The following is a 26,195-nucleotide window of genomic DNA, read 5'->3' on the forward strand; positions in this document are numbered from 1 at the left end:
TCCTACGTCACCTCTCACCCGTCGTCTCCGCCGGAGGCCGACGTGGTTGCACCGAAGGAACGAGTCTTGGAACACCCCGTGTCACCCCCCGCCCCGTACCTCCACCGCGCCGCCGGCGACCTGCCGTATCTCAGTGCGGACGGTGAGACCTATCTGGCGCAGACGCAGTTGCGTCATCTGGACAAGACGCGGCCGCTCAGAGTGTTGTCGCCGGAAGACTTCGCGTTCTGGCAGACGTACGGGTACGTCGTCGTGAAGCAGGCGATATCCCGTGACGCGGCGCGTCAACTCCTCGACTTCACCTACGACTTCCAGGGGCTCGACCCCGAGCGGCCCGACACCTGGTACGAGGAGCGGAAGTTCCGCAGCGACCTCGACCGCGACCTGCACGTCTACGGGTTCGTGGAGGCTTACCACCACCAGCTGCTGTGGGACAGCCGGCAGACGCAGCGGGTGTACGACGCGTTCGTCGACGTGTGGGACAGCGAGGAGCTGTGGGTCACGCTGGACCGGCTCAACCTCAACCCGCCCAACATCAGGAACCGTTCCCGTGAGCTGATCGCGCCCACGGAGGAAGGGTTCGACATCGAGCTGCACTGGGATGTCGACACGACGGCCAGTGTGCTGCCGCAGCGCGTCCAGGGGATCATCGCGCTGAACGACACGAGCCCCGAGACCGGCGGATTCCAGTGCTGCCCCGAGCTGTTCCGGCGCTTCGACCGGTGGGCCGCCCTGCAGCCCGAGGGCAGGGACCCGATCCGGCCGCGTATCGATCGCGCCGAGATGCCGGTCGTGCGGCCCGACCTGGAAGCCGGTGACCTGCTCATCTTCAACGGCATGCTGGCGCACGGCGTCGCCCCGAACACCTCCGCGAACAGTGTGCGGGCCGTCCAGTACCTGTCGATGATGCCCGCCCTGGAGACGCACGAGACCCTGCGCCGCTCCCGCGTCGACTCCTGGCGCGACCTCACCACCCCGGACTGGAACGGGACGCTGCTCGGCGACGCGCACCGCCCCGAGGCGCTCCGGTACGGCACCGCCGAACTCACCGACCTCGGCGCCAAGCTGCTGGGCCTGCGGTCCTGGGGCGACGGGACGCGGAGCGCGGCGGAGGAGGCGGCGTGCGCCGTATCTGCCTGACGCTGCCGACCAACCGGCCCTGCGCCGACACCCTCACCGCCCTCGGCGACGAAGCCGCGTACGCCGTCGAGCACTTCGCCGACGTCGAGGTGCGGCTGCTCGTCCTCGACTCGTGCGAGGACGCCACCGTGCGCGCGCGGCACCGGGCCGTCCTCGACGCCCTCCCGCCCCACCCGCGCATCACCGTCCACCACCTCGACGAAGCCGCGCAGCGCGCCTTCCTGCGCGCCGTCATCGAGCGGAGCGGGACCAGCAAGCCCGACCTGCTGCTCGACCTCATGCTTCCGGACGGCGTCTCCTACGGCGCCTGCACCAACCGGGCGTTCCTCCTGGCCGCAGCCCTCGGCTGCGCATCCGTGCACCGCAGGGACTCCGACAGCCGGTACCAGGAGGCCGACGGGCGGCCCGTCTACCCCGTCCACCACGAGCTGCGCACCCTCGGCCGCCCGGCCGACCACGCCGCCGCGGCGGTCGACGAGACCGCCCTCACCAGCGCGGTGCGGGACCGCCGGGTCGCCATGGTCGGCGCGTCCTTCGTCGGCGTGCCCTCCGTCGACATAGCCGAGATCAAGGCGCTCGACCCGGACGTCTACACCGACATCGTCGGCCTGTGGGCCCCCGGGCACTGGTCCGCCGAGCAGCGCGCGGAGCTGGCCGCCGAGTCGTTCCTCGGCGCCGGGACCGAGCCGTTCACCCGCGACCGGACGCTGCTCACCCTCGTCGACCCGATGCGCGTCGACATGTGCAACATCGCCTTCCACGGGGTCCACGAGCGCGTACCGCTGCCGCCCGCCACCGACACGATCGGCAGCGACTACTTCCTCATCCACCTCGTCCACGACGCGGGGCTCCCGGGCGTGCTGCACAACCGGGACATCGTCAACTTCTACACGGGGGAGCGCAGGACACGGACCGGGTTTCTCGCCTACCAGACCCGGTACGCCAAGTTCCTGCTGTCGATGCTCTACCTGCACCACGTCTACGAGCGGATGGCCGAGATCGGTGACGGGCTCCTGGACGACCGGAGCGGGGACCACGGTCAGGTGCGCGCCGACCTCGTCGCCGCCCTCGTCCGCGAGAGCGTCCAGCTCGACCAGGCCGAGAACGTCCGGCGGCTCGACGTCCTCGATGCCTCCTACCGCAGACTCGGCGGCCCGTACGCCGAGCTGGCCGATCTGCTCTGCGCCCGGCGTGAGCGGCTGCTGCACGAGGCCCGGAGCGACATGGCCGACTTCGCGCTGCTGACGGAGGAGTGGGGCGCGCTGGTCGGCGCCGCCCGCGTCACCCCCGTACACCCGGCGGAGCCCTCGCGATGAGCGCGACCGGCCTCGGCGACCGGCTCGTGTACGACCTCGACGGGATAGGCGCCCAGTACGACACCTTGCTGCGTGAACTCCCCGGCGTACACGTGCGGTTCGCGCTCAAGGCGTGCCCGGTCGACGAGGTGCTCCGCTTCCTCGCCGGGCGGGGCATCGGCGTCGACGCCGCCGGGCCCCGGGAGATCACCCAGGCGCTGGGCGCGGGCGTCCCGGTCGGTCGGGTCCACTACGGCAACACCGTGAAGTCCGACGAGGACATCGCGGACGCCCACCGGCTCGGCATCCGGGACTTCGCCACCGACACCGTCGAGGACGTACGGGCCGTGGCGGCGCACGCGCCCGGCGCCCGCGTCTTCTGCCGCCTCGCGACGACCGGCGAAGGCGCGCTGTGGGGACTGAGCGAGAAGTTCGGGTGCGATCCCGGCGAGGCCGTGGAAGTGATGTGCCTGGCACAGGAGTCGGGTCTCGTGCCCGCCGGGCTCTCCGTGCACGTCGGGTCGCAGCAGATGACCGCCGACGCCTGGCAGGACGCCTTCGCCGACCTCGCCGAGACCATGACCGCGCTCCGCGGGCGCGGCGTCGTCCTCGACCACGTCAACCTCGGCGGCGGCCTGCCCGCCCTCGGCTACGCCGACCGGTACGGCGCGCCCCTCGACCCTCCGCTCGACAAGATCTTCGCGGTGCTCCGCGAGGGGCTGCGGCACCTGCGCGACCAGCACGGGGAACCGCTCGACTTCGTCGTCGAACCGGGCCGGCACCTCGTCGCCGACCACGGCACCGTCCACGCGCGCGTCGTACGGATGACCCGGCGCCGCGGACCCGACGGCGAGGAACGGCACTGGCTGTATCTGAGCGTCGGCCGGTTCAACGGGCTCTACGAGACGGATGCCTTGCAGTACCCGCTCGTCTTTCCCGGCACGGCTCCCGGCGCCGCACGCGTCCTCGCGCGCGTGGCGGGCCCCACCTGCGACAGCGACGACGCCTTCCCCGGCCTCGTCAGCGTGCCGGAAGGGCTCCGCTCGGGCGACCCCGTCCAGGTGCGGTCCAGCGGTGCGTACGCGGCCAGCTACATGACCCGCGGCTTCAACGGCTTCGCCCCGCTCCCGCACCACTGCACAGGCGGCAAGGCATGAACGACACCGTCCGCGCCCGTACGGACGCCGCCGACGACACCGTCCGCGTCCGCGCCATAGCCGAGCGGGACTGGCCCGCCATCACCGCCCTGGAGGCCCGCGCGTACAGCCGCCTGGGTCTCACCGAGGGTCAGGCCGCGCTGCGCGCCCGGCGGGACGCCTCGCCGGACACGTGTTTCGCGCTGCATGTGGGCGCCCAACTCGCCGGATACGTCCTCGCGTTGCCGTATCCGCACGGCGCCTACCCGGATCTGCGGCGGGCCCGCTCCGCCGCCACCGGACGGACCGGCGTCCCGGCCCGCAACCTCCACCTCCACGACCTCGTCATCGCCCCCGAACTGCGCCGCCAGGGCCTCGCCCGGCATCTGCTGCGCCACCTGTGCGGGGTCGCGCGTGCGCGCGCGTACGAGCGTGTCTCGCTGGTCTCCGTCGGCGGCACGGAGGCGTTCTGGTCGGCGCGCGGCTTCACCGCGCACCCCGGGGTCGTCGCCTCGGGCGGCGAGTACGGCGCGCACGCCGTCTACATGTCCCTGTCCCTCGAGACCCCCCTCGAGACGAGTCCTGAAGTGAGTGATCTGCGTGTCCCCTGACCCCTCGCCCCCGGCCGCCGCCTCCTTCCGCAGGCACCAATGGGCGATCGCCGCGCTGTTCGCCTCCCTCGGGTTCCAGTACGCGACCTGGGCCGCGCGCATTCCCGCCCTCAAGGACGACCTGGGGCTCAACGCGGCCGAGGTCGGCGTCCTGCTCATGGCGGCCGGGATCGGCGCCGTCGTCTCGTTCCCGCTGGTGGACCCGCTGATGCGGCGGTTCGGCTCGCGCACCCTCGCGCTGCTCTCGGCGCTCGGTCTCGCCGCGCTGCTCTTCGCCCTCGCCGCCGCGCCGAACTTCCCGCTCGCCCTCCTCGTCCTCGGCCTCGACGGCGTCCTCGTCGGCTGCCTCAACGTCGCCATGAACGCGCAGGGGGCCGCCCTTGAGGCCCGGTTCGAGCGGACCACGATGGCCAGGCTGCACGCCACCTTCAGCGGCGGCTCCCTGCTCGCCGCGCTGCTCGCCTCCCGGATGACCGCGACGACGTCCTCGGTCACCGCGCACTTCGCCGTCGCCGCGGCCCTGCTCGTGGTGCTCGGCGCCTACGCCAGGACCGGGCTGCTCACCGACGACGGGCCCGCGCAGCCCCAGAAGGAACAGAAGGAGGAGAAGGAGGAGAAGGCGCGGCGGAAGAGGTGGACCATGCCGTCGCGCCTGGTGCTCTGGATGTGCTGCGCCATGGCGTTCGGCACGGTCACCGAGGGCGCCATGAACGACTGGTCGACGCTGTACATGCGCGAAGTCGTCGACGCCTCGCACCAGCTGGCGCCGCTCGGCATCGCCGTGGTCTCCGCCATGATGGTGCTCGCCCGGCTCTTCGCCGACGGCTGGCGCGGCCGCTTCGGTGACGGCCGTGTCGTCGTCGTCGGCAGCGCCCTCGCCACCGCCGGCCTCGTGTTCGCCCTGGTCGGCGGGGGTGTCGTGACGGCCCTGATCGGGTTCGCCTGCGTCGGTCTCGGCATCGCGGCGGTCACTCCGTGCGTCTATGTCGCCGCCGCCCGGCAGGGCTCCGACGCGCTGGCGCTCGTGGCGGCCATGGGGACGACGGGCCTGCTCGCGGGCCCGCCCCTGATCGGCTTCGTCGCGGGCGCGAGCAGCCTGGTGTGGGGCCTCGGGGTGGTCGCGGGGGCGGCCGCCGTCGTCTGCCTGTGCGGTACCCGGATCCGGTGGCAGGACGCGGCGGAGGAGACGGTGGCCGCGGCGCCGCCGGTCGAGGCGGCGCCGCGGTCGGGGTGACCTACCGGGCGGAGCGGTCCGTCCCGGAGCCCGGCAGGTGCCGCTGCCAGGGGCCCGGCAGGTGCCGCTCCAGTTCGGCGCGGAGCCCGTCCGGGAGTTCGCCGGAGCGGGCGTAGCCGACCAGGTGCGCGGCGGTCTCCCGGACCGGGACGGCGGTGCGTTCGGAGATCTCGCGCAGCACGTCCCACGCGCCGGCCGGGGTGATCCGGCCGAGGGTGAGGAGGACGCCGACGGCCTGGTCGAGGACGGCCCGGCCGCTCACCATCTGACGCAGGTGCGCGGCCTGGGCCTCCAGCTGTGCCCTCTCCTCGGTGGCGGACCCGTTCTCGGGCGCGTCCGGGCGCGGGCTCGGATCAGTGTGCAAGTAGTCCTCCGGGGGCTGGGGAGAAACAAGGAAGGCGCGCGTCAGCCGCCCGCGAGCGTGTGGTGCGGCGGGCGGCCGTAGGCCGCGCGGTAGAGCGACGCGAACCGCCCGGGGTGGTAGAACCCCCAGTTCGCCGCGATCGAGGAGACCGTGGCACCCCCCGACGGGTCCGAGTTCAGCAGATCGTGGTGGGCGAGCGAGAGCCTGATGCGGCGCAGGTGGGCCAGCGGCGTCGTGTCCAGGTGGCGGCGGAACGCGTATTGCAGGCCCCGGACCGTCACATGGGCCACGGCCGCGATCTCGGCCACCGTCATCGGCTCGTGCGCGTGCTCCTCCATATAGGTGAGCGCGCGCCGCAGCGACCGGGGTCTGGCGTCGTTGCGGTCGGCGGACGTCGGCTCGGTCAGCGCGGTGTGCGGGAACGCGGCGAGGACGGCCGCGGCCAGATGCTGCGCCGCCGTCGAGGTCACGAGCGGCTGCTCCGCCAGCTCCGGGGCGCTGAGCACGTGATCGCGTACGTGGATGATCGTGCGGCGCAGATGCTGCGCCCCCGCGGCGGAGACCGGCCGGTGCCCGGTGAGCCGGACCGGGCCGGGGCCCGACCGCGGATCGTTCCCGGCGACCTGGCTGAGCAGCGCCGGGTCCAGCATCGTGATGTTGTAGCGCGCGCCCACGATGCGCCCCTGGTAGGGCAGTTCGGGCGGGGCGAAGGAGACCACGTCACCGGGGCCGAAGGCGTCCTCGACACCCGCGTACCCGTGGTCCTGGATCGTGCCCTCGTGGACGACGCACAGGCAGATCTTGCCGAGCGGCGTCACCTCGTAGCGCATGTCGAAGTCGAGGTCGAGTTCGTCGACGCTCACCCCGGGCATGGTGTCGCGGCGGATCCGCGCGCGGCTGGTCTCGGGGGTGCCGTTGCCGATGTTCATGCGCGCGTACGCGCGGCTCAGGAACTCCTCGGTCTCCCCGATGTCGCTGCTGTCGAAGTGCAGGGTCCGCATACCGCCTTCACCTCGTCTGTCCCGTTCCCGTGTTTCTGACAGGAGCCTAAGGCTCCCGGGGACCGCACCGGCACGCCGGGGAGCAAGGAGGAGTGGAAAAGGTTCGTTTTCTGGACAGGGGGCCGCCGGACTGTTCGCCCACGGTGTCGCGGCGCGGGGGCGGATCCGGGCAGCGTGGGTGGTTACGTCGGTCGTGGGGAGAGGCGGTGAGGTGCGGTGGACAGGGACGAATCGGTCGACAACCTCTCCCGGCTGCGGACGGAGGTGCGGCAACTGCGCCAGGCCATCGCCTCGCACATCGTCGTGGACCAGGCGATAGGTGTCGTCATCGTGCTCGGCCGGCTCACCCCCGACCAGGGCTGGGAGGTCCTCAAAGAGGTCTCGCAGCACACCAACACCAAGCTCCGGGACGTCGCGGGGCAGCTCGTCGGGTGGGCGAACGGCCAGCCGCTGCCGGACCGCACGCGGGGCGCGCTCGACAGCGCGCTGCAGCGGACGTCCTGACGCGGCGGCGCCCGTGAGCGCGCGGCCCCCTATTCCAGGGGGAGCCGCATCAATGTCAGATCGAGCCACCGGCCGAACTTCGTACCCACTTCGCGCACCGTGCCCGCGTGCGCGAACCCGTGCCGTTCGTGCAGCCGCACCGACGCCTTGTTGCCCGCCTCGATCCCGGCGATCATCACATGCAGGCCCGCGCCCTTCGCGGACGTGATGAGCGCGGTCAGCAGCGCGGAGCCGATGCCCTTGCCGTGGTGGCCCTCGGTCACGTACACCGAGTTCTCCACGGTGTGGCGGAAGCCGGAGTAGTCCTTCCAGGGGCCGTAGACGCCGAAGCCGACGACCGCGCCGTCGTGCTCGGCCACGTACGCCGAACCACGCCCCAGGTGCGCGCCGAGCCAGGCCGCGCCCTCGGCACGGGTCTGCGGCGTGTCCGTCCACAGCGCCGTGCCGTGCTCGATGGCGTGGTTGCGGATGGCGAGGACGGCGTCGAGGTCCCCGGGTCGGGCCGGGCGGACCGTCACCGCCCGCGCCCCCGTCTCGTATGGTGGATTCATGTCCAACATCGTAGACCCCCTGGTCGCGCGGATCGGCGGCCGTATCCGTGCCGAGCGGGACCGGCGGCGCTGGACGCTGTCCGAACTGGCCGACGCGTCCGGGGTCTCCCGGGCGATGATCCACCGGATCGAACGGGGCGAGAGCAACCCGACCGCCGTCGTCCTCGGCAAGCTGTCGGCGGCGTTCCGGCTGAGCGTCGCCACGCTGCTCGACCCCGAGACGGACACGGGGGCGGACCGGGTGCGGCGCGAGGAGTCCGCGCCCCGCTGGCAGGACCCGGAGACCGGGTACGAGCGGCGCCAGCTCTCCGGGCCCGGCTTCCCCGCCGAGGTCGCCGAGGTCCGGCTGCCCGCCGGGGCCCGGGTGCCGTACCCGGCGGCGGCGTTCGCCTTCCACCGCCAGTTGATCTGGGTCGTCGAGGGCCGCCTCACCTTCCACGAGGGCGACACGGTGCACGAACTGGCCGCGGGCGACACGGTCGAACTCGGCCCGCCCTCGGCCTGCGTCTTCGAGAACGCGACGGGGCGGGAGTGCCGCTACGCGGTGGTCCTGGTGCGCGGGGAGGGGCCCTGAGATGAGCGAGGTCGCGGTGGTGCGGCGCGGCGCTGTCGGACTGCTCGGGGCGGTCGCCGGAGTGGCGCTCGCCAACAACTACGCGGTGCAGCCCGCCCTCGGCGACGTCGCCCGGGACATCGGGAGTTCCACCGCCGCCATCGGGCTCGTCACCACCGCCGCGCTCGCCGGATGCATCGCCGGGTTCGCCTTCCTGCTGCCCCTCGCCGACCGGGCGGCGCCGCGGCGCCTCGTCACGGGGCAGCTCGTGCTGCTCGGCTGTGGGCTGCTGCTCGCGGCGTCGGCCCGGGGGCTCGGGGTGCTGCTCGTCGCGTACGGGGTGATCGGCGCGGGGGCCAGCGTCAGTGCGATGGCGTCGACGATCGCGGGCCGCGGGGTGCCCGAGGGGCGGCGCGGGGCGGCCGTCGCGGTCGTCGCCGCCGGGATGTCCGCGGGCATCCTGCTGAGCCGCCTGGTCGGCGGGGCGCTCGCGGACGCGTTCGGATGGCGCGGCATGCTGCTCTGCTTCACCGGGCTCGTCCTCGCGTGCGCCGTCGGCGCGTGGCTGCGGCTGCCGGACCGGCGGCCCGCGCCCAGCGGCGGCTACCTCGCCACGCTCACCGCGCTGCCCGGCTCCCTGCGGCGCCACCCGGCCCTGCGCCGGGCCGTGCTCACCGGCAGCCTGTGGTACTTCGCGTTCAGCCTCGTCTGGGTCGCGCTCACCGTGCGCCTCGCGCAGCCCCCGTACGGTCTCGACGCCGCCGCGATCGGCCTCTACAGCCTGGCCGGGGTCCTGGGCTTCGCCGCGCTGCCGGTCGCCGGACGGCTCGGCGACCGGTTCGGGCCGCGCGCGGTGATCCGCGGCAGCATGGCCGTGGCCGCCGTCGGGGCCGGACTGCTCTGCACCGGCCTCGACCGGCCCGCCGTCACCGCGGCCGGGCTCGCCCTCGTCGACGCGGGCTGCTTACGGCCCAGGCCGCCAACCAGACCCGCATCCTCGGCATCGACCCGGCGCGGGCGGGCAGCCTCAGCGGCGTCTACCTGCTGCTGTACTTCCTCGCGGGCGTCGTCGGCTCGGCGCTCGCCGCGCCCCTCGTCGAGTCCGGCGGCTGGCCCGCGGCGTCCGGCACGGTCCTCGGAGCGCTGCTCCTGGCGGGCCTCCTGGCCCCGCGCCGCACCGGACGCGAGTGAACCGGCTCAGTCCTCGGCCCGCTGCTCCCGCTTCCGCGCCTGCTCCGCGTGGAGCTTCTTCACCCGCACGTTCTCCTTGCGGACCTCGGCCTGCGTGGCCCGCTCCTTCTGGAGCCACTCCGGGTTCTCGTCCTTCAGGGCGGTGATCTGCTCCGTGGTGAGCGGCTCGGTGACGCCGCCGCGGGCGAGCCCCGCGATGGAGACGCCCAGCTTCTCCGCGACGACCGGGCGCGGGTGCGGGCCGTTCGCGCGCAGGTCGAGCAGCCACTGCGGCGGTTCGGCCTGCAGCGCGGCCAGCTCACCGCGCGAGACGACGCCCTCACGGAACTCGGCGGGCGTGGCCTCGAGGTACACACCCAGTTTCTTCGCCGCCGTGGCGGGCTTCATGGTCTGGGTGTTCTGTTGCGAACTCATGAGGTCAAGGGTATCGAGCGCGGGGCAGAGGTCCGACCACGTGTGACCGCGCCGGGTAGCCTTGCGGGGTGACAGGCACGGAGAACACCCCCGCACAGACCCCCTCGTTCCGGCTCGCGTACGTACCCGGAGCGACCCCCGCCAAGTGGGTGCGGATCTGGAACGAGCGCCTGCCCGACACCCCGCTCACCCTCGTCCCGGTCGCCGCCGCCGACGTGGCGGACACCCTGCGCGGCGGCGAGGCCGACGCCGGTCTGGTGCGGCTGCCCGTGGACCGTACGTTCTTCAGCGCGATCCCCCTCTACACCGAGACGACCGTCGTCCTGGTCCCGAAGGACCACGTCGTGGCCGCGGTCGAGGAGGTGACCCTGGCGGACCTCGCCGACGAGATCGTGCAGCACCCCCTCGACGACGTCATGGGCTGGGAGCGCCCGCCGGGGCAGCCCGCCTTCGAGCGGCCCGCCACCACCGCCGACGCCGTCGAGCTGGTCGCCGCCGGGGTCGGTCTCCTCGTCGTGCCGCAGTCCCTCGCCCGTCTGCACCATCGCCGAGACCTCACCTACCGGCCGGTCACGGACGCGCCGGGTTCGGACGTCGCCCTCGCCTGGCCCGAGGAGCGGACCACCGACCAGGTCGAGGACTTCATCGGGATCGTGCGCGGCCGGACGGTGAACAGCTCCCGCGGCCGGCAGGCCCCGCAGGAGAAGGCGCCGGCCAAGAAGAAGCCGGCGCAGGCCGCGCCCCGCAAGGCGCCCGCACGCGGCGCGGGCCGCCCCAAGCCCGGAAACAAGCAGGGCACCAAGCAGGGCGGCAAGCGAGGCAAGCCGCGCAAGCGGTCGTAATTCAGGCCGGGCCCGGCGCCCCCGCCCGCAGCCCGTCCATCACCAGGTCGAGCAGCCGCTTCGTACGGGACTGCCAGTCGCTGTGCGGGTCGACGAGCCAGAGCCCCGCGATGGCCAGCATGAAGTCGTCGGCGCTGACCCCGGGCCGGATCGTGCCCGCCTCCGTGTTGGCCGTGAGCAGCAGGGTGACGGCCTGGGTCAGCGGGCCGTGCGAGAGGCTCTTGAAGGCGCCGCGGGCCGTCGTCGCCTCGCGCAGCGCGTCCGCGAGGCCCGCCTTCGCCATGGCGTACTGGGCGAGCCGGTCCATCCATTCGCGCAGCGCCACCTCCGGCGGGCGGGTGCACAGCAACTGGGCCGCCGTCTCGGCGACTTGCTGCACCTCGTACCGGTAGACCTCCAGGACTAGAGCCTCACGGCTGGGGAAGTTGCGGTAGAAGGTGCCCTGCCCGACACCGGCCTTGCGCGCGATGGCGCTCAGCGGCGCGTCCGCCGAGCACGTCAGTTCGGCCAGGGCCACTTCGAGGATGCGCTCGCGGTTCCGCTGGGCGTCCGAGCGCAGGCCCGGCTGCTTCTTCGGGTGCTGCACGCGGCCTCCTCGGGTCGTGGCGCGGAATGGTCCTTGCTGACCGGACAGTTGTCCACTACGTTCGTGCCCACAGAGTGGACAGCTGTCCGCTTGACGTCGATCCCCCCACCCTAGCGCTGATATCTCCTCGCACCGCATACACGAACGTGGCACCGGATACGCGAAAGAAGGCTGATCATGGCCCCAGCGGGCATGTCCACCTCCAGCTCGATCACCCTGCACGTCAACGGAGAGAAGCACACGCTGCCCGTGGATCACCGCACCACCCTGCTCGACGCGCTGCGCGAGCGGCTCGATCTCACCGGCACGAAGAAGGGCTGCGACCAGGGCCAGTGCGGTGCCTGCACGGTGCTCGTCGACGGGCGCAGGGCCGTCTCGTGCCTGACCCTCGCGGTCGCCGCCGAGGGCCGCGAGATCACCACCATCGAGGGCGTCGCCGAGAACGGCGAACTGCACCCGCTCCAGGAGGCGTTCGTCGAGCTCGACGGCTTCCAGTGCGGCTACTGCACGCCCGGCCAGATCTGTTCGGCGCTCGGCGTCCTCCAGGAACACGCGGACGGCTGGCCGAGCGCCGCGACCGAGGATGTACGGCCCGAGGCCGGACCCCCGCCCCTGTCCCCGGAGGAGATCCGGGAGCGGATGAGCGGCAACCTGTGCCGCTGCGGCGCGTACGTGTCGATCGTCCGGGCCGTCGCCCAGGCCGCGGAGCGCACCGAGAACACGAAGGAGACCGTGGCGTGAAGGAGTTCGGCTACGAAAGGGCGCTCGACGTCCAGGGCGCGGTGGCCGTGCTCGGCGCCGACCCCGACGCCCGCTTCCTGGGCGGCGGCACCAACCTCGTCGACCTGATGAAGTCCGGCGTGGAGCGCCCCGGGCACCTCGTCGACGTACGTGAACTGCCCCTGAGCGGCATCGAGACGACCGAGGACGGCGGCCTGCGCGTCGGCGCCACCGTCACCAACAGCGACCTCGCCGCCCACCCCGAGGTCCGGCGCCGCTACCCGGCGCTCACCCAGGCCGTGCTCGCCGGGGCCTCCGGCCAGCTGCGCAACATGGCCACCGTCGGCGGCAATCTGCTCCAGCGCACCCGCTGCGGCTACTTCACCGACGTCACCAAGCCGTGCAACAAGCGCGTCCCCGGCAGCGGCTGCCCCGCGATCACCGGCGAGCACCGCAATCACGCCATTCTCGGCGCGAGCGAGGCGTGCGTGGCCACGCACCCGTCCGACATGGGGGTCGCCCTCGCCGCGTTCGACGCCGTCGTGCGCTACGAGACCGCCGAAGGCCCCGGCGAAGTGCCGCTGGCCGACTTCTACCTCCCGGTCGGGGACACCCCGCACCTGGAGACCGCGCTGCCCGCCGGCGCGCTCATCACCGGCATCACCCTGCCGCCCGCGCCCGTCGCCGCCCACTCGCGCTACCGCAAGGTCCGCGAGCGCGCCTCGTACGCCTTCGCGATCGGCTCGGTGGCCGCCGCGCTCGACGTCGAGGACGGTGTGGTGCGCGACGCGCGCCTGGCCTTCGGGGCCGTGGCGTCCCGGCCGTGGCGGGCCCGTGCCGCCGAGCGGGCGCTGATCGGCGCGCCCGCGAACGAGGAGGCGTACGCGGCGGCGGCCGACGCCGAACTGGCGGCGGCGGAGCCGCTGCCGCAGAACGGGTACAAGGTGCCGTTGCTGCGCAACCTCGTAGTGGCGATGCTCAGTGAACTCACCCAGGAGGCGACTCAGTGACGACGCAGACGACGCAGACCCAGGGCACGGCGGCGCGGGCGAACGCGGTCGGCGTCGCGCGGTCCCGGATCGAGGGCGTCGAGAAGGTCACGGGCGCCGCCCGGTACGCGGGCGAGATCCCGTTCGCGGACCTCGCGCACGGCTGGCTGGTCCTGTCGACCATCGCACGCGGCCGCGTCCGCGCCATCGACGACGAGGCGGTCCGCGCCCTGCCCGGCGTCCTGACCGTCCTGCACCACAAGAACGCGCCGCGCGTGAACGACGACGTCGTCGGGGCGCTCGGCCGCCCGGACCCGATCGTCGAGGCCTTCCAGAACGACCGGGTGCCGCACGCGGGCTGGCCCGTCGCCCTCGTCGTCGCCGAGACGTCCGAGCAGGCGCGGGAGGCCGCCGAGTCGCTGGTCGTCGAGTACGACGAGGAGCCGCACGACGTCTCCTTCGGCGCCGACCGGCCCGGCACCTACACCCCCGAGGAGGGCGAGGCGACCAAGGGCGACCTGGAGGCCGAACTCGCCGCCTCCGCCGTGGTCGTCGACGCCTCGTACACGACGCCCGAGCAGCACCACGGCGCGATGGAGCCGCACGCGGTGACGGTGCGCTGGGACGGCGGGCGCCTGGAGGTGTTCGACTCCAACCAGGGCTCGAAGTGGGTCGCCGACGACCTGGCCAAGCTGTTCTCGCTCGACCAGTCGGCCGTCCACGTGCGCTCCGAGCACGTCGGCGGTGCCTTCGGCTCCAAGGGGCTGCGCGCCCACCACGTGGCCGCCGTGATGGCCGCGACCGAGCTGCAACGGCCGGTGCGGGTGGTGCTCACACGCCGCCAGGTGTTCGCGACGACCGGGTACCGCAGCCCCACCGCGCAGCGCGTGCGGCTCGGCGCGGACCCGGACGGACGCCTGCGCGCCTTCGCGCACGAGCACCACAACCTCACCTCGACCATGCGGGAGTTCGTCGAGAACGGCGCCTCGTACGGGCGCTCCATGTACGAGGCCACCGCGCACCACACCGCGCACCGCGTGCTGCCCGTCGACGTGGCGACGCCGACCTGGATGCGGGCGCCCGGCGAGGCCCCGGGCTCGTTCGCCGTGGAGTCGGCGCTCGACGAACTCGCCGAGCGGCTCGGCATGGACCCGATCGCGCTGCGCACCCGCAACGAGCCGACGGTGGGCCCGGTCTCGGGCCTCCCGTTCAGCAGCCGCAACCTGATCGGCTGCTTCGAGGAGGGCGCCCGGCTCTTCGGCTGGGCGGACCGCGACCCGCGTCCGCGCGTGCGGCGCGAGGGCCGCTGGCTGCTCGGCACCGGCACGGCCGCGTCCACGTTCCCGTCCGGGGCGGCGCCCACGACGGCGGCCGTGACGGCGGAGGCCGACGGGAGCTTCACCGTCCGCGTCACCGCCGCCGACGTCGGCACCGGCGCCCGCACCGCGCTCACCCTCATCGCCGCCGACGCCCTCGAAGTGGCGCCCGAGCGGGTCCGGGTGCGGATCGCCGACAGCGACTTCGGGCCCGCCTGGGTCGCGGGCGGCTCCATGGGCACCCGCTCCTGGGGCTGGGCCGTCCAGGCCGCCTCCCACGACCTGCGCGAACGCCTGCGGCTCGGGTCCGGCGACATCCCGGCGGAGGGCATCACCGCCCGCACCGACACCGCCGAACTGATCGCGCGGCTCTCGGCGAAGGAGCGGTACTCCTACGGGGCCCAGTTCGCCGAGGTCGCGGTGGACGTGGCCGCCGGCGAGGTACGGGTGCGACGGCTGCTCGGTGTCTTCGCCGCGGGGAAGATCATCAACCCGCTGACCGCCCGGTCGCAGTTCACCGGCGGCATGACCTGGGGCCTGTCCATGGCCCTGCACGAGGAGGCGGTGCGCGACGCGGCGTCCGGCGGGCACGTCAACGCCGACTTCGCGGGCTACCACGTCGCCGCCAACGCCGACGTGCCGGAGCTGCGGGCCGAGTGGATCGACGACCCGGACCCCGACGACCCCGTCGGCATCAAGGGCATCGGCGAGATCGGCATCGTCGGCACGGCCGCCGCCATCGCCAACGCGGTGTGGCACGCGACCGGCGTCCGCCACCGCGACCTGCCGATCCGCCCCGACCGGGTGCTGCTCGGCGAGGCGGGCCGCGACGGGACGGGCCCGGATGCTTGACCTCGCCGCCGAGCTGAACGCATGGGCCGCGCAAGGCCGGGAGTTCGCTGTCGCCACCGTCGTCTCGGTGAGCGGCAGCGCGCCCCGGCCGCCCGGCGCGGCCCTCGCCGTCGACAGCGAGGGCGAGGTCATCGGCTCCGTCTCCGGCGGCTGCGTCGAGGGCGCGGTCTACGAGCTGTGCGTCGAGGCGCTCGCCGACGGGACACCGCGCCGGGAGCGGTTCGGGTACAGCGACGACGACGCGTTCGCCGTGGGGCTCACCTGCGGCGGCGCCGTCGAGGTGCACGTCGTCCCGGTGCGTACGGGCTCCGCGTCGCGCCCGGTCGTGGAGGCGGCGCTGGCCGCCGCCGCGCAGGGCGAGACGGTGGCCCTCGCCCGCGTCCTCGACGGGCCCGGCGGACTCGCCGACTCCGGCGGCCTGCTGCTCGTCAGGCCCGACGGTTCGTACGAGAGCGGGCTCGGCTCCGCCGACGACCCCGGGCTCGCCGCGCAGGCCCGCGCCCTGCTCGACCTCGGCAGGACCGGGCTCTGCCAGGTGCCGGAGAGCTCGGCGCGGTGCGGCGGCGACGTCACCCTGTTCGTCGAGTCCAGCGTGCCGCCCGCCCGGATGATCGTGTTCGGCGCGGTGGACTTCGCGGGCGCCCTGGTCCGGGTGGGCAAACTGCTCGGTTTCCATGTGACGCTGTGCGACGCGCGGGCCGTGTTCGCGACCCGGGCCCGCTTCCCGGAGGCCGACGAGGTCGTCGTGGAATGGCCCGACCGCTACCTCCGCGCCACCCGTACGGACGAACGCACCGTGCTCTGTGTCCTCACGCACGACGCCAAGTTCGACGTGCCCCTCCTGGAGGTGGCGCTGCGCCTTCCCGTCGCGTACGTCGGCGCGATGGGCTCGCGCCGTACGCACGACGACCGGACCCAGCGGCTGCGCGAGGCAGGCCTCACCGACCGGGAACTGGCCCGGCTCCGCTCACCGATCGGCCTCGACCTCGGCGGCCGTACGCCCGAGGAGACGGCGGTGTCGATCGGCGCGGAGATCGTCGCGGTCCGGCGCGGCGGCAGCGGGGCGCCGCTGGCGGGGGAGCGGGGGCCGATCCACGCGGACTAGGCCGTCCGGCCGAGAGCCGTCGGACACGCCCCGGCCCCGCCCGGTCCCGGCCCGGACGGGCCCTCTAACCCCGCCCGGTCCTGGCCCGCACCCCGCCGTTCCGCGCCGCCTTCGACGCGGGTGCGGCGCCGTCCTCCAGCGCCCTGATACGGCTCAGGTAGCGCAGATGGGAGGCGACCTTGACGCGCAGGAGCCAGGGGTCGAGGGGCTTGGTGAGGATGTCCGTCACCTGCAGCTCGTACGCCTGCTCCGCCAGGTCGGTGTGGCCCATGAGACCCGTCAGGAGTATCACCGGGATGTCGGTCGTCTGATCCAGGTGGTGCAGGTGCCGGGCGACCTCGACGCCGGTCAGGCCCGGCATGACCACGTCCAGGATGACCAGGTCGATGCCCCCGCGCAGTACCGCCTTGAGCGCCTCCTCGCCGCTGTGCGCCCGCTCGGTCGGACACCCGAGCGGGGCCAGCGCGTTCTCCAGGGCGAAGAGCGATTCCTCGTGGTTGTCCACGAGCAGGACCCTTGGTTGCGTCGGCATGGCACCGTCCTTGTGGGCTGCTCCACGTAGAACCCGCCCGGCGCGCGGGACGGACCGCTGGACACGGCCGCGGCCGACCCGTTGCCGGTCTCGTGCGTAGGAGGCGGATGGGGGAGATGCGGGGAGAGATCTCTCCACGATGGGGCGCACGGTCCCGGTACGACAGGGGCCGGACGGCCCCCGCCGGGTGCGCAGTGGCCCCTTGCGGAGAGCTGGCATCATGATCATTACGGGAGCGGCGCGCTCCCGTCGGCAAGCGAGGAGGCCGGAACATGACACAGACGGTGACCGCGGGACTGGCCGCGCTCCAGGACGACCTGGCCGCCCTCTACCGGGACCTGCACGAGCACCCCGAGCTGTCGCTCCAGGAGACGCGGACGGCGGGCCTGCTGGCCGGGCGGCTGCGCGCGGCGGGCTTCGACGAGGTCGCCGAGGGAATCGGCGGGACCGGTGTGGTCGGCGTCGTGCGCAACGGCGAGGGGCCCGTCGTCATGCTCCGCGCCGACATCGACGCGCTGCCCGTCGAGGAGCTGACGGACCTGCCCTACGCCAGCCGGGTCCGCGGTGTCGACGCCGACGGGCGCGAGGTACCGGTGATGCACGCCTGCGGCCACGACATGCACGCCACCTGTCTGTCCGGGGCGGCCGCCCTGCTCGCCCAGGCCCGCGACCAGTGGTCGGGCACGCTGCTCGTGGTGTTCCAGCCCGCCGAGGAACTGGTGCGCGGCGCCCGCGACATGGTCGCCGCCGGCCTCTTCGAGCGCTTCCCGAAGCCGGAGATCGTCCTCGGCCAGCACGTCGGCCCGCTGCCCGCCGGGTTCATCGGCTACGGCACCGGGCCCGTCATGGCGGCGTCGGACTCCCTCGACATCACCCTGCACGGCCGCGGCGCGCACGGCTCGCGCCCGGAGGCGTCCGTGGACCCCGTCCTGATGGCCGCGCACGTCGTCACCCGGCTCCAGGGCGTCGTCGGCCGTGAGGTGCCGCCCGCCGAGACCGCGGTGGTCACCGTCGGCCGCCTGCAGGCCGGGACGAAGGAGAACATCATCCCGGCCACCGCCGAACTCGGCGTCAACATCCGCACCTACACGCCGGAGGTCCGCGGCCTGGTCCGGGCGGCCGTGGAGCGGGTCGTGCGCGCGGAGTCGCAGGCGAGCGCCGCCACCGCCGAACCCGACTTCGACTGGCGGGCCAGCGCGCCCGCGCTCGTCAGCGACCCCGAGAAGACACGGGCCACGGCCGCCGCGTTCGCCGCGCACTTCGGGCAGGAGCGCCTCATGCCGATGCCGCAGGTCAACGCGAGCGAGGACGTCGGGGTGTTCGGCGAGGCGCTCGGGGTGCCGACCGTGTTCTGGTTCTGGGGCGGCCTGGAGACGGCGAAGGTGCTCGGCGCCCTCCAGGAGGGCCGCCTCGACAAACTGCCCGGCAACCACTCCCCGCACTTCGCGCCCCTGATCGAGCCGACCCTGAGCACCGGCGTGGAGGCCCTGGTGGTCGCGGCCCTCACTTGGCTGGGCGAACCCTCCTAGACCGGGAGCAGGCGGCCGATCAGCGCGCTCAGCTGGCGCGCGGTGCGGCACTCGTGCATCGCCACAACCTCCCCGTACGCCCCCGCCGCCGAGTCGCCCGTGTCCCACAGGGAGCGCTGTTCCGGGTTGAGCCAGTGGACGCGGCGGGCGGCGCGGGCGATGCGGCGCAGCGCGGGGATGTTCGGGTCCATCTGGTTGGTGCGGGCGTCGCCGAGGACGAACACCGAGGCGCGCGGGGTCAGAACGGACTCGTAGCGTTCGACGAACTCGCCGAGGGCGGTGCCGTAGTCGCTGCTGCCGTGCCAGCCGGTGACCGTCGCCTCGGTGGTGATGCGCGCGCCCAGGCCCTCCGGGTCGGCGCTGCCGCGGGCGATCAGGTCGGTGACCTCGTCGATCCTGTTGACGAAGGCGAAGACGCGGACCTTGCTGAACTCGTCGTGCAGCGCCTGCACGAGCAGCATGGTGAAGTTCGCGAACCCCGCGACCGACCCCGACACGTCGCAGAGCAGGACCAGTTCGGGGCGGGCCTTGCGGCGCTTGCGGAGCACCGGGCGCATCGGCACGCCGCCCGTGGAGAGCGAACCGCGCAGGGTGCGGCGCAGGTCGATGTGGCCGCGCGCGGCCCGGCGCCTGCGCGCGGCGAGGCGCGTCGCCAGCTTCCGGGCCAGCGGATGCACCGTCCTGCGCAGGTCGGCAAGGTGCTCCCGGCCCGCGTAGAGGAACGGCGTGCGGTCCGGGGTCCGCACGGGGACGCGGCGGGCCATCTCGTCGGTGGAGCGCCGCTCGGCTACCCGGCGGCGCGCCTCCGAGCGGACCTGTTCGCGGAACTCCTCGATGCGGCGGCGGACCTCGTCGGCCTCGATGCGGTCGGTGAACGCGCCGCCGGAGCCCTCGCCGCCCCGCATACCGGCCATGATCCCGGCGAGCAGGGTCTGCGGGCGGAGCCGGTCGAGCGTCTGCATCGAGGAGAAGCCGTCCGCGTCGTAGCGGCCGAGGCGGTCGACGGCCTCGGCGGCGAGCCGCTCCATCGCCGCACGGTCGCCCGCCGCGAGCGCCTCGGCGAGCCGCTCGCGCAGGTCGTCACGGTCGAAGGCGCCGTCCGACGAAGGCGGCGCGTCCACGGCGCGCGGGAAGTACAGGTCGAAGACCGGGTCGAAGACGGCGCGCTGGCTCTGCTCGTGCAGCAGCGCGGCGGCGAGCCCCTCGCGCAGGTGCTCGCGCCGGTCCAGGCCGAGCGCGGCGACGGCCTGCGCGGCGTCCACGCTCTCGCCGGTGCCGATCCGGATGCCGTGCGTGCGCAGCGCCCGGACCAGGGACGTCACCCGGTCCGCGACGGAAGGGGCGGTGCTCACACCGCGTCCAGGTCGAGCTTGGCGGTGGCCTTCTGCACGTCCTCCTGGTGCTTGAGGACGACGCCGAGGGTCTGGCGCACGACCTCCTCGTCCAGGCGGTCCGCGCCGAGGGCGAGCAGGGTGCGCGCCCAGTCGACCGTCTCGGCGACCGACGGCACCTTGCGCAGGTCCATGGCGCGCAGCGCGCCCACCACCCGGACCAGGGAGTGGGCGAGGACCTCGTCGAGTTCCGGCACCTTCAGCGCGACGATCCGGCGCTCCAGCTCCTCCTCGGGGAAGCCGATGTGCAGGAACAGGCAGCGGCGGCGCAGCGCCTCCGAGAGTTCACGGCTCGCGTTCGAGGTGAGGACGGTGAAGGGGCGGCGGGTGGCGCGGACGGTGCCCAGTTCGGGCACCGTCACCTGGAAGTCGGAGAGGACTTCGAGGAGCAGCCCCTCCACCTCCACGTCCGCCTTGTCCATCTCGTCGATGAGGAGGACCTTCGCGTCGTCGCCGCGGATCGCGGTGAGCAGCGGGCGGGGGAGGAGGAACTCCTCGCTGAAGATGTCCGTGCGCGTCTGGTCCCACGACTCGTCGCGGCCCGCCGTGATGCGCAGGAGCTGCTTGGCGTGGTTCCACTCGTACAGCGCCCGCGACTCGTCGACGCCCTCGTAGCACTGGAGGCGGATGAGGCGGGCGTCGCCGATCGCGGCGACCGCCTTCGCCAGCTCCGTCTTGCCGACGCCCGCCGGGCCCTCGACCAGCAGCGGCTTGCCGAGTTTGGCCGCCAGGAACACGGTGGTCGCGACCGCGGGCGAGGCCAGATAGCCGGTTCCGGCCAGACGTGCGGTGACATCGTCCACGGAGCTGAACAACGGGGCCTCCAACGCGAACCGCAAGGGGTGGAGACCCCAGCTGACCAGCTTCGACGCGGTGCCACAACCGGTCGGCGCCGTTCATGGCGAACGTCACCCCGGCGCGGCCGGATCAGCCTCCGGCGAGCCGCAACTTCGCCCCCGCCGGTGCCGGTTGCGCCTCCCCGTACCACCAGTCCGTGTCGCCCTCGATGCGCCGCAGCAGGATGCCCTCCCTGATCGCCCACGGGCAGATGGTGAGTTCACGGATGTCCATCAGCTTCATCGCGGTGTGGCCGACGAGTGCGCCCGCCAGGGACTGGGACGCGCGCGGCGCGGAGATCCCGGGCAGCTCGGCCCGGCGCGCGGCGGGCAGGGCCGCGAGCCGCCCGACGGCGCAGCGCAGCGCCTTGCGGGTGAGCGCCCGGCCGACGAACGGGCCGTGCCGTCCGGCGGGCGCCCCGCACAACCGCGCGAGCTGCGTGAACGTACGGGAGGTCGCCGTCATCGTGACCGGGCCCTCCCAGCGGACCCGCGCCGCGACGTCCCGCAGCGAGTGCCGCACGTACCGGCGCAACTCCTTCAGCTCGGCCTGCGTGGGCGCGTCGGTGCCGGACAGGTGCTCGCGGGTCAGCCGGCGTGCGCCGAGCGGCAGCGAGATGGCGAAGTCCGGGAGCCGCCCGCGGCCGAACGCGACCTCAAGGGTGCCGCCGCCGATGTCGAGCACGCCGAGCGGCCCGGCCCGCCAGCCCATCCAGCGGCGTGCGGCCAGGAAAGTCAGTTCGGCCTCCACCTCACCGGGCAGCACCCGCAGCCGGGCGCCCGTCCCCTCCTCGACGGCGCGCAGCACCTCGTCCCGGTTCGGGGCGTCCCGCACGATGGCCGTGGCGAACGCGAACGGCTCCTCGCTGCCCCACCGCCCGGCCTCCTTGTACGCGTCCCCGACCGCCTCGACGATCCGCTCGACGGCCCGCGGCCCGAGTCTTCGCTCGCCGTCGACCTCCTCGGCGAGGCGCAGTCTGCGCTTGGCCGTGTGCACCGGGAGCGGCGCGCCGTCTTGGGCGTCCGCCACCGCGAGACGCACGGTGTTCGATCCCACATCCACCACACTGATTCGCATGATCGTTCGACTACCCTTCCGGTGCGCCGCTCAAAGACGCCTGGCTGCCTGTCCGTCGGTGTCGATCGCGGCCAGCAGCCAGCTCCGCGACTCCGCCGGGTCGATGACCGCGTCGATCTCCAGGGCCGCCGCCGCGTTCACCGCCTTCCCGCGCTCGTACAGCTCGGCGACGCGCGCCGCGAACGCCCGCTCCCGCTCCGCCGGGTCGTCGATGGCCGCCAGTTCGCGCCGGTGGCCGAGCCGGACCGCGCCCTCCAGGCCCATCCCGCCGAACTCCCCGCTCGGCCAGGCCGCCGTCGCCAGCGGCGCCCGCGTCGAACCGCCCATCATCGCCATCGCGCCGAGCCCGTACGCCTTGCGCAGCACGAGGCAGACCAGCGGCACCGTGAGCCGCGCGCCCGCGACGAAGAGATCGGCGAACTGCCGCACCGTGGCGGTGCGTTCGGCGTCCGGGCCGACCATGAACCCCGGTGTGTTGCACAGCGAGACGACCGGAAGCCCGGACGCCTCGCACAGGCGCAGGAACCGCGCGGCCTTGTCGGCGGCGTCCCGGTCGATCGCGCCGCCCAGATGCCCGGGGTTGTTCGCGATCAGCCCCAGCGGCCGGCCCTCGATCCGGACCAGGGCGGTCAGGACGCCGACGCCGAAGCCGCGCCGCAGTTCGAGGACGGAGCCGGTGTCGGCGAGCCCGGTGATCGCGGCCCGGACGTCGTAGGCGCGCCGCCGGTTCTCGGGCACGGCGTGCCGCAGCAACCGCTGATCCGGCGCCTCCCAGTCGTCCCGCGGCCCCTGGAAGTACGAGAGATAGGCGCGGGCCGCGCGCACCGCCTCGGCCTCGTCGGCGACGGGCAGGTCGACGACCCCGTTCGGCACCTGCACGGACAGCGGCCCGACCTCCTCAGGACGGAACACGCCGAGCCCGCCGCCCTCGATCATCGCGGGGCCGCCCATGCCGATGGTCGCGTCGGGCGTCGCGATGACGACGTCGCAGCAGCCGAGCAGTGCCGCGTTCCCCGCGAAGCAGCGGCCGGACGCGATCCCGACCAGCGGCACCCGGCCGCTCAGCCGCGCCATCCGCTGGAAGGTCGTCACGTTCAGGCCCGCGACCGACGTGGTGTCCGTGTCCCCCGGCCGCCCGCCGCCGCCCTCCGCGAACAGCACCACCGGCAGACCGCGTTCCTCGGCTATGTGCAGCATCCGGTCGGTCTTGCGGTGGTTGTTGAGCCCCTGCGTCCCCGCGAGCACCGTGTAGTCGTACGACATGGCGACGACGGGCGCGCCGCCGATCCGCCCGGTGCCGGTGACCATGCCGTCGGCGGGCGTGGACCGGATCAGGTCGTCGAGCGTCCTGCGCTGCCGCTGCGCCGCGACGGCGAGCGCGCCGAACTCGGTGAACGTGCCCGGGTCGCACAGGTCGGCGATGTTCTCGCGGGCGGTGCGGCGCCCGGCGGCGTGCCGCTTGGCGACCGCCTCCGGGCGATGGGCGTCGAGCCCGAAAGCGTGCCGCGCGATCGTCTCCAGCAGGTCGGGGCGGAGGAGGTCCGGGTCGGCGTCGGTGCGGGCATCCTCGGCCGCGGGGCCGCCCTCCGCCGCGTCGAGATCCACCAGCGCGGCGCCCTCGGTCACGGTCTCGCCCACGCGCGCGTGGACGGCCCGCACGACACCGGAGCGCTCCGCGCGCACGACGTGCTCCATCTTCATCGCTTCGAGGACGAGCAGCGTCGCGCCCGCCGCCACGGCCTGTCCCGGCCCCGCCTCGACCGCGATGACGGTGCCGCTCATCGGGGCGGTCACGGCCCCCGCGCCGCCGGTCCTCGCCGGTGTCGTCGCCCCGGCGAAGTGCCGCTCCACGAACCCGGTGTCGCAGCCGCCCGCCGTGAACCCCGGATGCCCGAGCACCGCACGCGGCAACGGGATCGACGTCCGCACGCCCTCGACCCCGAACTCGTCGAGGGTCCGCCGCGCCTGCGCGCACGCCGCCTCGAACGTCCCGCCCGGCGCATGGGTCACGACCTTGGCGAGCAGGGGGTCGTACCGGGTGCCGATCTCCGTGCCGGTCCGCGCCGCCGTGTCCACGCGGACGCCGGGGCCCGTCGGCACGTCGAAACGCGTGATCCGCCCCGCGGACTCCGCGGTCACCCGCACCTGCACGGCGAACCCGCGCGGCGCCGGAGGCCCGGCGGACAGGCCCAGACCGGTGAGGCGCTCGCCCGCCGCGATCCGCAACTGCGCCGCGACGAGGTCGACCCCGGTCACCTGCTCCGTGACCGTGTGCTCCACCTGGAGCCGCGGGTTGGCCTCGATGAACACGAACTCCTCGCCCCGCACGAGGAATTCGACGGTCCCGAGCCCCTCGTACCGGGCGGCCCGCGCGAGCCGGAGCGCGCTGTCGAGCAGCCGGTCGCGCACCGCCGGGTCGAGCGCGGGCGCCGGGGCGATCTCGATGATCTTCTGGTGGCGGCGCTGGGCACCGCAGTCCCGCTCCCAGAGGTGCTGGATGCCGCCCGCGCCGTCCGCGACGATCTGCACCTCGATGTGGCGGGCGCCCTCCCACAGCCGCTCCACGTACAGCTCGGCCCGCCCGAAGGCCGCCCGCGCCTCGGAGCCGCACCGCTCCCACGCCGCGTCCAGCTCCTCGGCCGTACGGGCGGTCCGCATCCCGCGCCCGCCGCCCCCGCCGACCGCCTTCACCATCACGGGGCCGTCGGCGAGGAAGGCGCGGGCCTGCTCCAGGGTCGTGCCGCCGTCCGTCCCGGGAAGGACCGGCACCCCCGCCTCCACCGCGAGCGCGCGGGCCCGCGCCTTGTCGCCGAAGAGGTCGAGCACCCCGGGGGGAGGCCCCACGAAGACGACGCCCGCCTCGGCGCAGGCGCGGGCCAGCGCCGATGCTTCGCTGAGGAAGCCGTAGCCGGGGTGCAGGTAGGCGCAGCCCGCACGCCGGGCGGCGGCGACCAGCGCCGCCGCGTCGAGGTAGCCGCCCGCCGCCAACTCCACGGCCTCGTCGGCGAGGTGGACGTGCGCCGCGTCGCCGGGCTCGTGCACCGCCACGGTCCGCAGGCCGAGTCCGGCGGCGGCGCGCAGGATCCGTACGGCGATCTCCCCGCGGTTGGCGACGAGTACGGCAGCAGACCCCATGAGCCCCTCCGGAACCTTGCATCTCGACGGACGATCAGGTGCCGACATGCTCACGGACGCCGACGAGGGCGTCAATCATGGCCTTCACGCCATCGCGGAGCGCTCCAGCCACTCGCAGGCGGCCCGCGCCGTGAACTCCTCCTGCCCGCCCTTGAACAGCAGGTCCACCGTGGTGAACGCCGGATCGTCCGCCTGCGCCGCGACGTAGGGCACCGCGATGCAGCGCATGCCCGCCGAGTGCGCGGCGGCGGCGCCGGGCGCCGCGTCCTCCAGGACCACGCACCGGGCGGGGGACACGCCCAGCCGCCGCGCCGCCTCCAGGAACACGTCCGGGGCCGGTTTGCCGTGCTCGACCTCGTCCGCGGACACGTAGTCCGGCAGGAACGCGGCGAGGCCCGTGCCGGCCAGGATCGACGCGATGGCGTCCCGCGACGAACCCGACGCCACGGTCATCGGCACACCCGCCTCGTGCAGCCGCTCCACGAACAGGCGCATCTGCGGGAAGACCTGGGTCTCCGCGCGGGCGAGCTCCAGGTAGCGGGCGGTCTTGTCGGCGAGGATCTCGTCGGCGGGGGCGTCGATGCCGTAGCGCCGCTTCCAGAGGCCGATGGTCTCCGCGGTCGAGATGCCGACGTACGTCTCGTGGTCGGCCCAGGTGAAGTCCTCGACGCCGTAGCGGGCCAGGGTGGCGACCGACGCCTTGTAGTAGTTGGGCTCGCTGTCGACGAGCGTGCCGTCGAGGTCGAAGACGACCGCCGTGTGCGCGATGTTCATGCCCTCAGCATGCAGGACGGGCGGGCGGGACGGTCAGGCGCGCTCCGCCGCCGCCTTGCCGACCGCCTCCACCAGCGGCAGCAGACGGTGCGGGACCCGCTCCCGCAGCGCCACCTCCGTACGGGTGCGGACCACCCCGGGCAACCGGTTGAGCTGCTGGACGACGTCCTCCAGATGACCGGCGTCGCGCGCCGCCGCGCGGGCGAGGAGATCGCCGCCGCCGGTGATCGAGTGCGCCTCGATGATCTCCGGGACCTGCGCGAGGGCGTCCCCGACCTCGCTGAGATGGCCCTGCGTCACCTCGATGTGCACGAAGGCGAGCACCGGGTGGCCGAGGGCCGCGGGGGAGAGGGACGGGGCCACGCCCGTGATCACACCGTCCCGTTCGAGCCGGTCGAGCCGCGCCTGCAGCGTGCCGCGCGCGACGCCCAGGATGCGGGCGTACTCGCGGACGCTGGTCCGCGGCTGTTCGAGGAGCAGGCGCAGGATACGGGTGTCGAGCTGGTCCACGGCCAT

At 73.9% G+C, this 26,195-nt stretch carries 25 protein-coding genes and 1 pseudogene; 14 read left to right on the plus strand and 12 right to left on the minus strand.

The features are described 5' to 3' along the window. Window positions 1–78 precede the first annotated feature (78 nt). Genes C1N81_RS37470 through C1N81_RS37490 form a run of 5 tightly spaced genes read left to right on the plus strand, consistent with a single transcriptional unit; the run spans window position 79 to window position 5,416 of the window. Complete coding sequence (locus C1N81_RS37470; protein ID WP_394438485.1) at window positions 79–1,140, plus strand: phytanoyl-CoA dioxygenase family protein; 1,062 nt, start codon at window positions 79–81, stop codon at window positions 1,138–1,140. After that, a complete protein-coding gene (locus tag C1N81_RS37475) occupies window positions 1,122–2,456 on the plus strand; it encodes a DUF6271 family protein (RefSeq protein WP_394435831.1) in 1,335 nt (444 codons plus the stop codon). Before C1N81_RS37470 ends, C1N81_RS37475 begins: the two co-directional genes overlap by 19 nt. Then, on the plus strand, window positions 2,453–3,592 hold the full coding sequence (locus C1N81_RS37480; RefSeq protein ID WP_394435832.1) for a type III PLP-dependent enzyme: 1,140 nt from the start codon (window positions 2,453–2,455) through the stop codon (window positions 3,590–3,592). The genes C1N81_RS37475 and C1N81_RS37480 overlap by 4 nt, the downstream gene beginning before the upstream one ends. After that, complete coding sequence (locus tag C1N81_RS37485; protein WP_394435833.1) at window positions 3,589–4,182, plus strand: GNAT family N-acetyltransferase; 594 nt, start codon at window positions 3,589–3,591, stop codon at window positions 4,180–4,182. Before C1N81_RS37480 ends, C1N81_RS37485 begins: the two co-directional genes overlap by 4 nt. Beyond that, a complete protein-coding gene (locus tag C1N81_RS37490; RefSeq protein WP_394435834.1) occupies window positions 4,172–5,416 on the plus strand; it encodes an MFS transporter in 1,245 nt (414 codons plus the stop codon). The genes C1N81_RS37485 and C1N81_RS37490 overlap by 11 nt, the downstream gene beginning before the upstream one ends. A gap of 1 nt (window position 5,417) precedes the next feature. On the opposite strand, the gene C1N81_RS37495 is transcribed toward C1N81_RS37490, so the two are convergent. Together C1N81_RS37495 and C1N81_RS37500 are read right to left on the minus strand one after the other, a co-directional pair. After that, window positions 5,418–5,780 carry an ANTAR domain-containing protein gene (locus C1N81_RS37495; protein WP_394435835.1) on the minus strand — a complete coding sequence of 121 codons (363 nt, stop codon included), beginning with the start codon at window positions 5,778–5,780 and terminating at the stop codon, window positions 5,418–5,420. A 41-nt stretch (window positions 5,781–5,821) separates the two neighbouring features. Next, window positions 5,822–6,781: a helix-turn-helix domain-containing protein gene (locus C1N81_RS37500; RefSeq protein WP_394435836.1), complete on the minus strand. Its 960-nt coding sequence runs from the start codon at window positions 6,779–6,781 to the stop codon at window positions 5,822–5,824. A 216-nt stretch (window positions 6,782–6,997) separates the two neighbouring features. On the opposite strand from C1N81_RS37500, the gene C1N81_RS37505 reads away from it, so the two are divergent. Next, the gene (locus C1N81_RS37505) at window positions 6,998–7,285 is read left to right on the plus strand and encodes an ANTAR domain-containing protein (RefSeq protein WP_394435837.1); all 288 of its coding nucleotides are present in this window, start codon (window positions 6,998–7,000) and stop codon (window positions 7,283–7,285) included. A gap of 29 nt (window positions 7,286–7,314) precedes the next feature. Here the strand turns inward: C1N81_RS37505 and C1N81_RS37510 are convergent, their stop codons facing one another. Continuing rightward, on the minus strand, window positions 7,315–7,836 hold the full coding sequence (locus tag C1N81_RS37510; protein ID WP_394435838.1) for a GNAT family N-acetyltransferase: 522 nt from the start codon (window positions 7,834–7,836) through the stop codon (window positions 7,315–7,317). Here C1N81_RS37510 and C1N81_RS37515 point away from each other — a divergent pair. Then, window positions 7,835–8,410 carry a helix-turn-helix domain-containing protein gene (locus tag C1N81_RS37515; RefSeq protein WP_394435839.1) on the plus strand — a complete coding sequence of 192 codons (576 nt, stop codon included), beginning with the start codon at window positions 7,835–7,837 and terminating at the stop codon, window positions 8,408–8,410. The two genes, C1N81_RS37510 and C1N81_RS37515, sit on opposite strands and share 2 nt — an antisense overlap. 1 nt (window position 8,411) lies before the next feature. Beyond that, window positions 8,412–9,380: pseudogene (locus C1N81_RS37520) on the plus strand (MFS transporter); the annotation flags it as partial. A 206-nt stretch (window positions 9,381–9,586) separates the two neighbouring features. Here C1N81_RS37520 and C1N81_RS37525 read toward each other — a convergent pair. Beyond that, window positions 9,587–9,994 carry a DUF5997 family protein gene (locus C1N81_RS37525; RefSeq protein WP_394438488.1) on the minus strand — a complete coding sequence of 136 codons (408 nt, stop codon included), beginning with the start codon at window positions 9,992–9,994 and terminating at the stop codon, window positions 9,587–9,589. A 68-nt stretch (window positions 9,995–10,062) separates the two neighbouring features. Here C1N81_RS37525 and C1N81_RS37530 point away from each other — a divergent pair, with 68 nt between their 5' ends. Further along, window positions 10,063–10,836 (plus strand): LysR family substrate-binding domain-containing protein, encoded by a 774-nt coding sequence (locus C1N81_RS37530; RefSeq protein ID WP_394435840.1) that lies wholly within the window; start codon window positions 10,063–10,065, stop codon window positions 10,834–10,836. A gap of 1 nt (window position 10,837) precedes the next feature. On the opposite strand, the gene C1N81_RS37535 is transcribed toward C1N81_RS37530, so the two are convergent. Beyond that, the gene (locus C1N81_RS37535) at window positions 10,838–11,422 is read right to left on the minus strand and encodes a TetR/AcrR family transcriptional regulator (RefSeq protein WP_394435841.1); all 585 of its coding nucleotides are present in this window, start codon (window positions 11,420–11,422) and stop codon (window positions 10,838–10,840) included. Between the two features lie 177 nt (window positions 11,423–11,599). Here C1N81_RS37535 and C1N81_RS37540 point away from each other — a divergent pair, with 177 nt between their 5' ends. Genes C1N81_RS37540 through C1N81_RS37555 form a run of 4 tightly spaced genes read left to right on the plus strand, consistent with a single transcriptional unit; the run spans window position 11,600 to window position 16,404 of the window. After that, the gene (locus C1N81_RS37540) at window positions 11,600–12,163 is read left to right on the plus strand and encodes a (2Fe-2S)-binding protein (RefSeq protein WP_394435842.1); all 564 of its coding nucleotides are present in this window, start codon (window positions 11,600–11,602) and stop codon (window positions 12,161–12,163) included. After that, window positions 12,160–13,152: an FAD binding domain-containing protein gene (locus C1N81_RS37545; protein WP_394435843.1), complete on the plus strand. Its 993-nt coding sequence runs from the start codon at window positions 12,160–12,162 to the stop codon at window positions 13,150–13,152. The genes C1N81_RS37540 and C1N81_RS37545 overlap by 4 nt, the downstream gene beginning before the upstream one ends. Next, window positions 13,149–15,299 carry a xanthine dehydrogenase family protein molybdopterin-binding subunit gene (locus C1N81_RS37550; protein ID WP_394435845.1) on the plus strand — a complete coding sequence of 717 codons (2,151 nt, stop codon included), beginning with the start codon at window positions 13,149–13,151 and terminating at the stop codon, window positions 15,297–15,299. Before C1N81_RS37545 ends, C1N81_RS37550 begins: the two co-directional genes overlap by 4 nt. Then, a complete protein-coding gene (locus C1N81_RS37555) occupies window positions 15,292–16,404 on the plus strand; it encodes an XdhC family protein (RefSeq protein ID WP_394435847.1) in 1,113 nt (370 codons plus the stop codon). The genes C1N81_RS37550 and C1N81_RS37555 overlap by 8 nt, the downstream gene beginning before the upstream one ends. A gap of 64 nt (window positions 16,405–16,468) precedes the next feature. Here C1N81_RS37555 and C1N81_RS37560 read toward each other — a convergent pair whose 3' ends face one another. Next, window positions 16,469–16,936, minus strand: a complete 468-nt coding sequence (locus tag C1N81_RS37560; RefSeq protein WP_394435848.1) for a response regulator — start codon at window positions 16,934–16,936, stop codon at window positions 16,469–16,471. 272 nt (window positions 16,937–17,208) lie between these two features. Between C1N81_RS37560 and C1N81_RS37565 the strand changes: the two genes are divergently transcribed. Next, complete coding sequence (locus tag C1N81_RS37565) at window positions 17,209–18,465, plus strand: amidohydrolase (RefSeq protein WP_394435849.1); 1,257 nt, start codon at window positions 17,209–17,211, stop codon at window positions 18,463–18,465. On the opposite strand, the gene C1N81_RS37570 is transcribed toward C1N81_RS37565, so the two are convergent. From C1N81_RS37570 to C1N81_RS37595, 6 genes are all read right to left on the minus strand, one after another. Further along, window positions 18,462–19,817, minus strand: a complete 1,356-nt coding sequence (locus C1N81_RS37570; RefSeq protein ID WP_394435850.1) for a VWA domain-containing protein — start codon at window positions 19,815–19,817, stop codon at window positions 18,462–18,464. The genes C1N81_RS37565 and C1N81_RS37570 overlap by 4 nt on opposite strands. Continuing rightward, on the minus strand, window positions 19,814–20,671 hold the full coding sequence (locus tag C1N81_RS37575; protein WP_394435851.1) for an AAA family ATPase: 858 nt from the start codon (window positions 20,669–20,671) through the stop codon (window positions 19,814–19,816). The genes C1N81_RS37570 and C1N81_RS37575 overlap by 4 nt, the downstream gene beginning before the upstream one ends. A gap of 112 nt (window positions 20,672–20,783) precedes the next feature. After that, a complete protein-coding gene (locus tag C1N81_RS37580; protein WP_394435852.1) occupies window positions 20,784–21,770 on the minus strand; it encodes a Ppx/GppA phosphatase family protein in 987 nt (328 codons plus the stop codon). 30 nt (window positions 21,771–21,800) lie between these two features. Next, window positions 21,801–24,905: a carboxyl transferase domain-containing protein gene (locus C1N81_RS37585; RefSeq protein ID WP_394435853.1), complete on the minus strand. Its 3,105-nt coding sequence runs from the start codon at window positions 24,903–24,905 to the stop codon at window positions 21,801–21,803. A gap of 84 nt (window positions 24,906–24,989) precedes the next feature. Further along, entirely contained in the window at window positions 24,990–25,679 is a 690-nt protein-coding gene (locus tag C1N81_RS37590) for an HAD family hydrolase (RefSeq protein ID WP_394435854.1), read from the minus strand. Between the two features lie 33 nt (window positions 25,680–25,712). Further along, window positions 25,713–26,195 carry an Lrp/AsnC family transcriptional regulator gene (locus C1N81_RS37595; RefSeq protein ID WP_394435855.1) on the minus strand — a complete coding sequence of 161 codons (483 nt, stop codon included), beginning with the start codon at window positions 26,193–26,195 and terminating at the stop codon, window positions 25,713–25,715.

The sequence above is a fragment of the Streptomyces sp. SGAir0957 genome, from assembly GCF_043523415.1.

Excerpts from the sequence above, each read along its gene's own strand:
- C1N81_RS37480 (WP_394435832.1), top strand. The coding sequence starts at position 2,453 with ATGAGCGCGACCGGCCTCGGCGACCGGCTCGTGTACGACCTCGACGGG.
- C1N81_RS37485 (WP_394435833.1), top strand. The coding sequence starts at position 3,589 with ATGAACGACACCGTCCGCGCCCGTACGGACGCCGCCGACGACACCGTC.
- C1N81_RS37500 (WP_394435836.1), bottom strand. The coding sequence starts at position 6,781 with ATGCGGACCCTGCACTTCGACAGCAGCGACATCGGGGAGACCGAGGAG.
- C1N81_RS37515 (WP_394435839.1), top strand. The coding sequence starts at position 7,835 with ATGTCCAACATCGTAGACCCCCTGGTCGCGCGGATCGGCGGCCGTATC.
- C1N81_RS37510 (WP_394435838.1), bottom strand. The coding sequence starts at position 7,836 with ATGAATCCACCATACGAGACGGGGGCGCGGGCGGTGACGGTCCGCCCG.
- C1N81_RS37525 (WP_394438488.1), bottom strand. The coding sequence starts at position 9,994 with ATGAGTTCGCAACAGAACACCCAGACCATGAAGCCCGCCACGGCGGCG.
- C1N81_RS37540 (WP_394435842.1), top strand. The coding sequence starts at position 11,600 with ATGGCCCCAGCGGGCATGTCCACCTCCAGCTCGATCACCCTGCACGTC.
- C1N81_RS37555 (WP_394435847.1), top strand. The coding sequence starts at position 15,292 with ATGCTTGACCTCGCCGCCGAGCTGAACGCATGGGCCGCGCAAGGCCGG.
- C1N81_RS37560 (WP_394435848.1), bottom strand. The coding sequence starts at position 16,936 with ATGCCGACGCAACCAAGGGTCCTGCTCGTGGACAACCACGAGGAATCG.
- C1N81_RS37565 (WP_394435849.1), top strand. The coding sequence starts at position 17,209 with ATGACACAGACGGTGACCGCGGGACTGGCCGCGCTCCAGGACGACCTG.
- C1N81_RS37580 (WP_394435852.1), bottom strand. The coding sequence starts at position 21,770 with ATGCGAATCAGTGTGGTGGATGTGGGATCGAACACCGTGCGTCTCGCG.
- C1N81_RS37585 (WP_394435853.1), bottom strand. The coding sequence starts at position 24,905 with ATGGGGTCTGCTGCCGTACTCGTCGCCAACCGCGGGGAGATCGCCGTA.
- C1N81_RS37590 (WP_394435854.1), bottom strand. The coding sequence starts at position 25,679 with ATGAACATCGCGCACACGGCGGTCGTCTTCGACCTCGACGGCACGCTC.
- C1N81_RS37595 (WP_394435855.1), bottom strand. The coding sequence starts at position 26,195 with ATGGCCGTGGACCAGCTCGACACCCGTATCCTGCGCCTGCTCCTCGAA.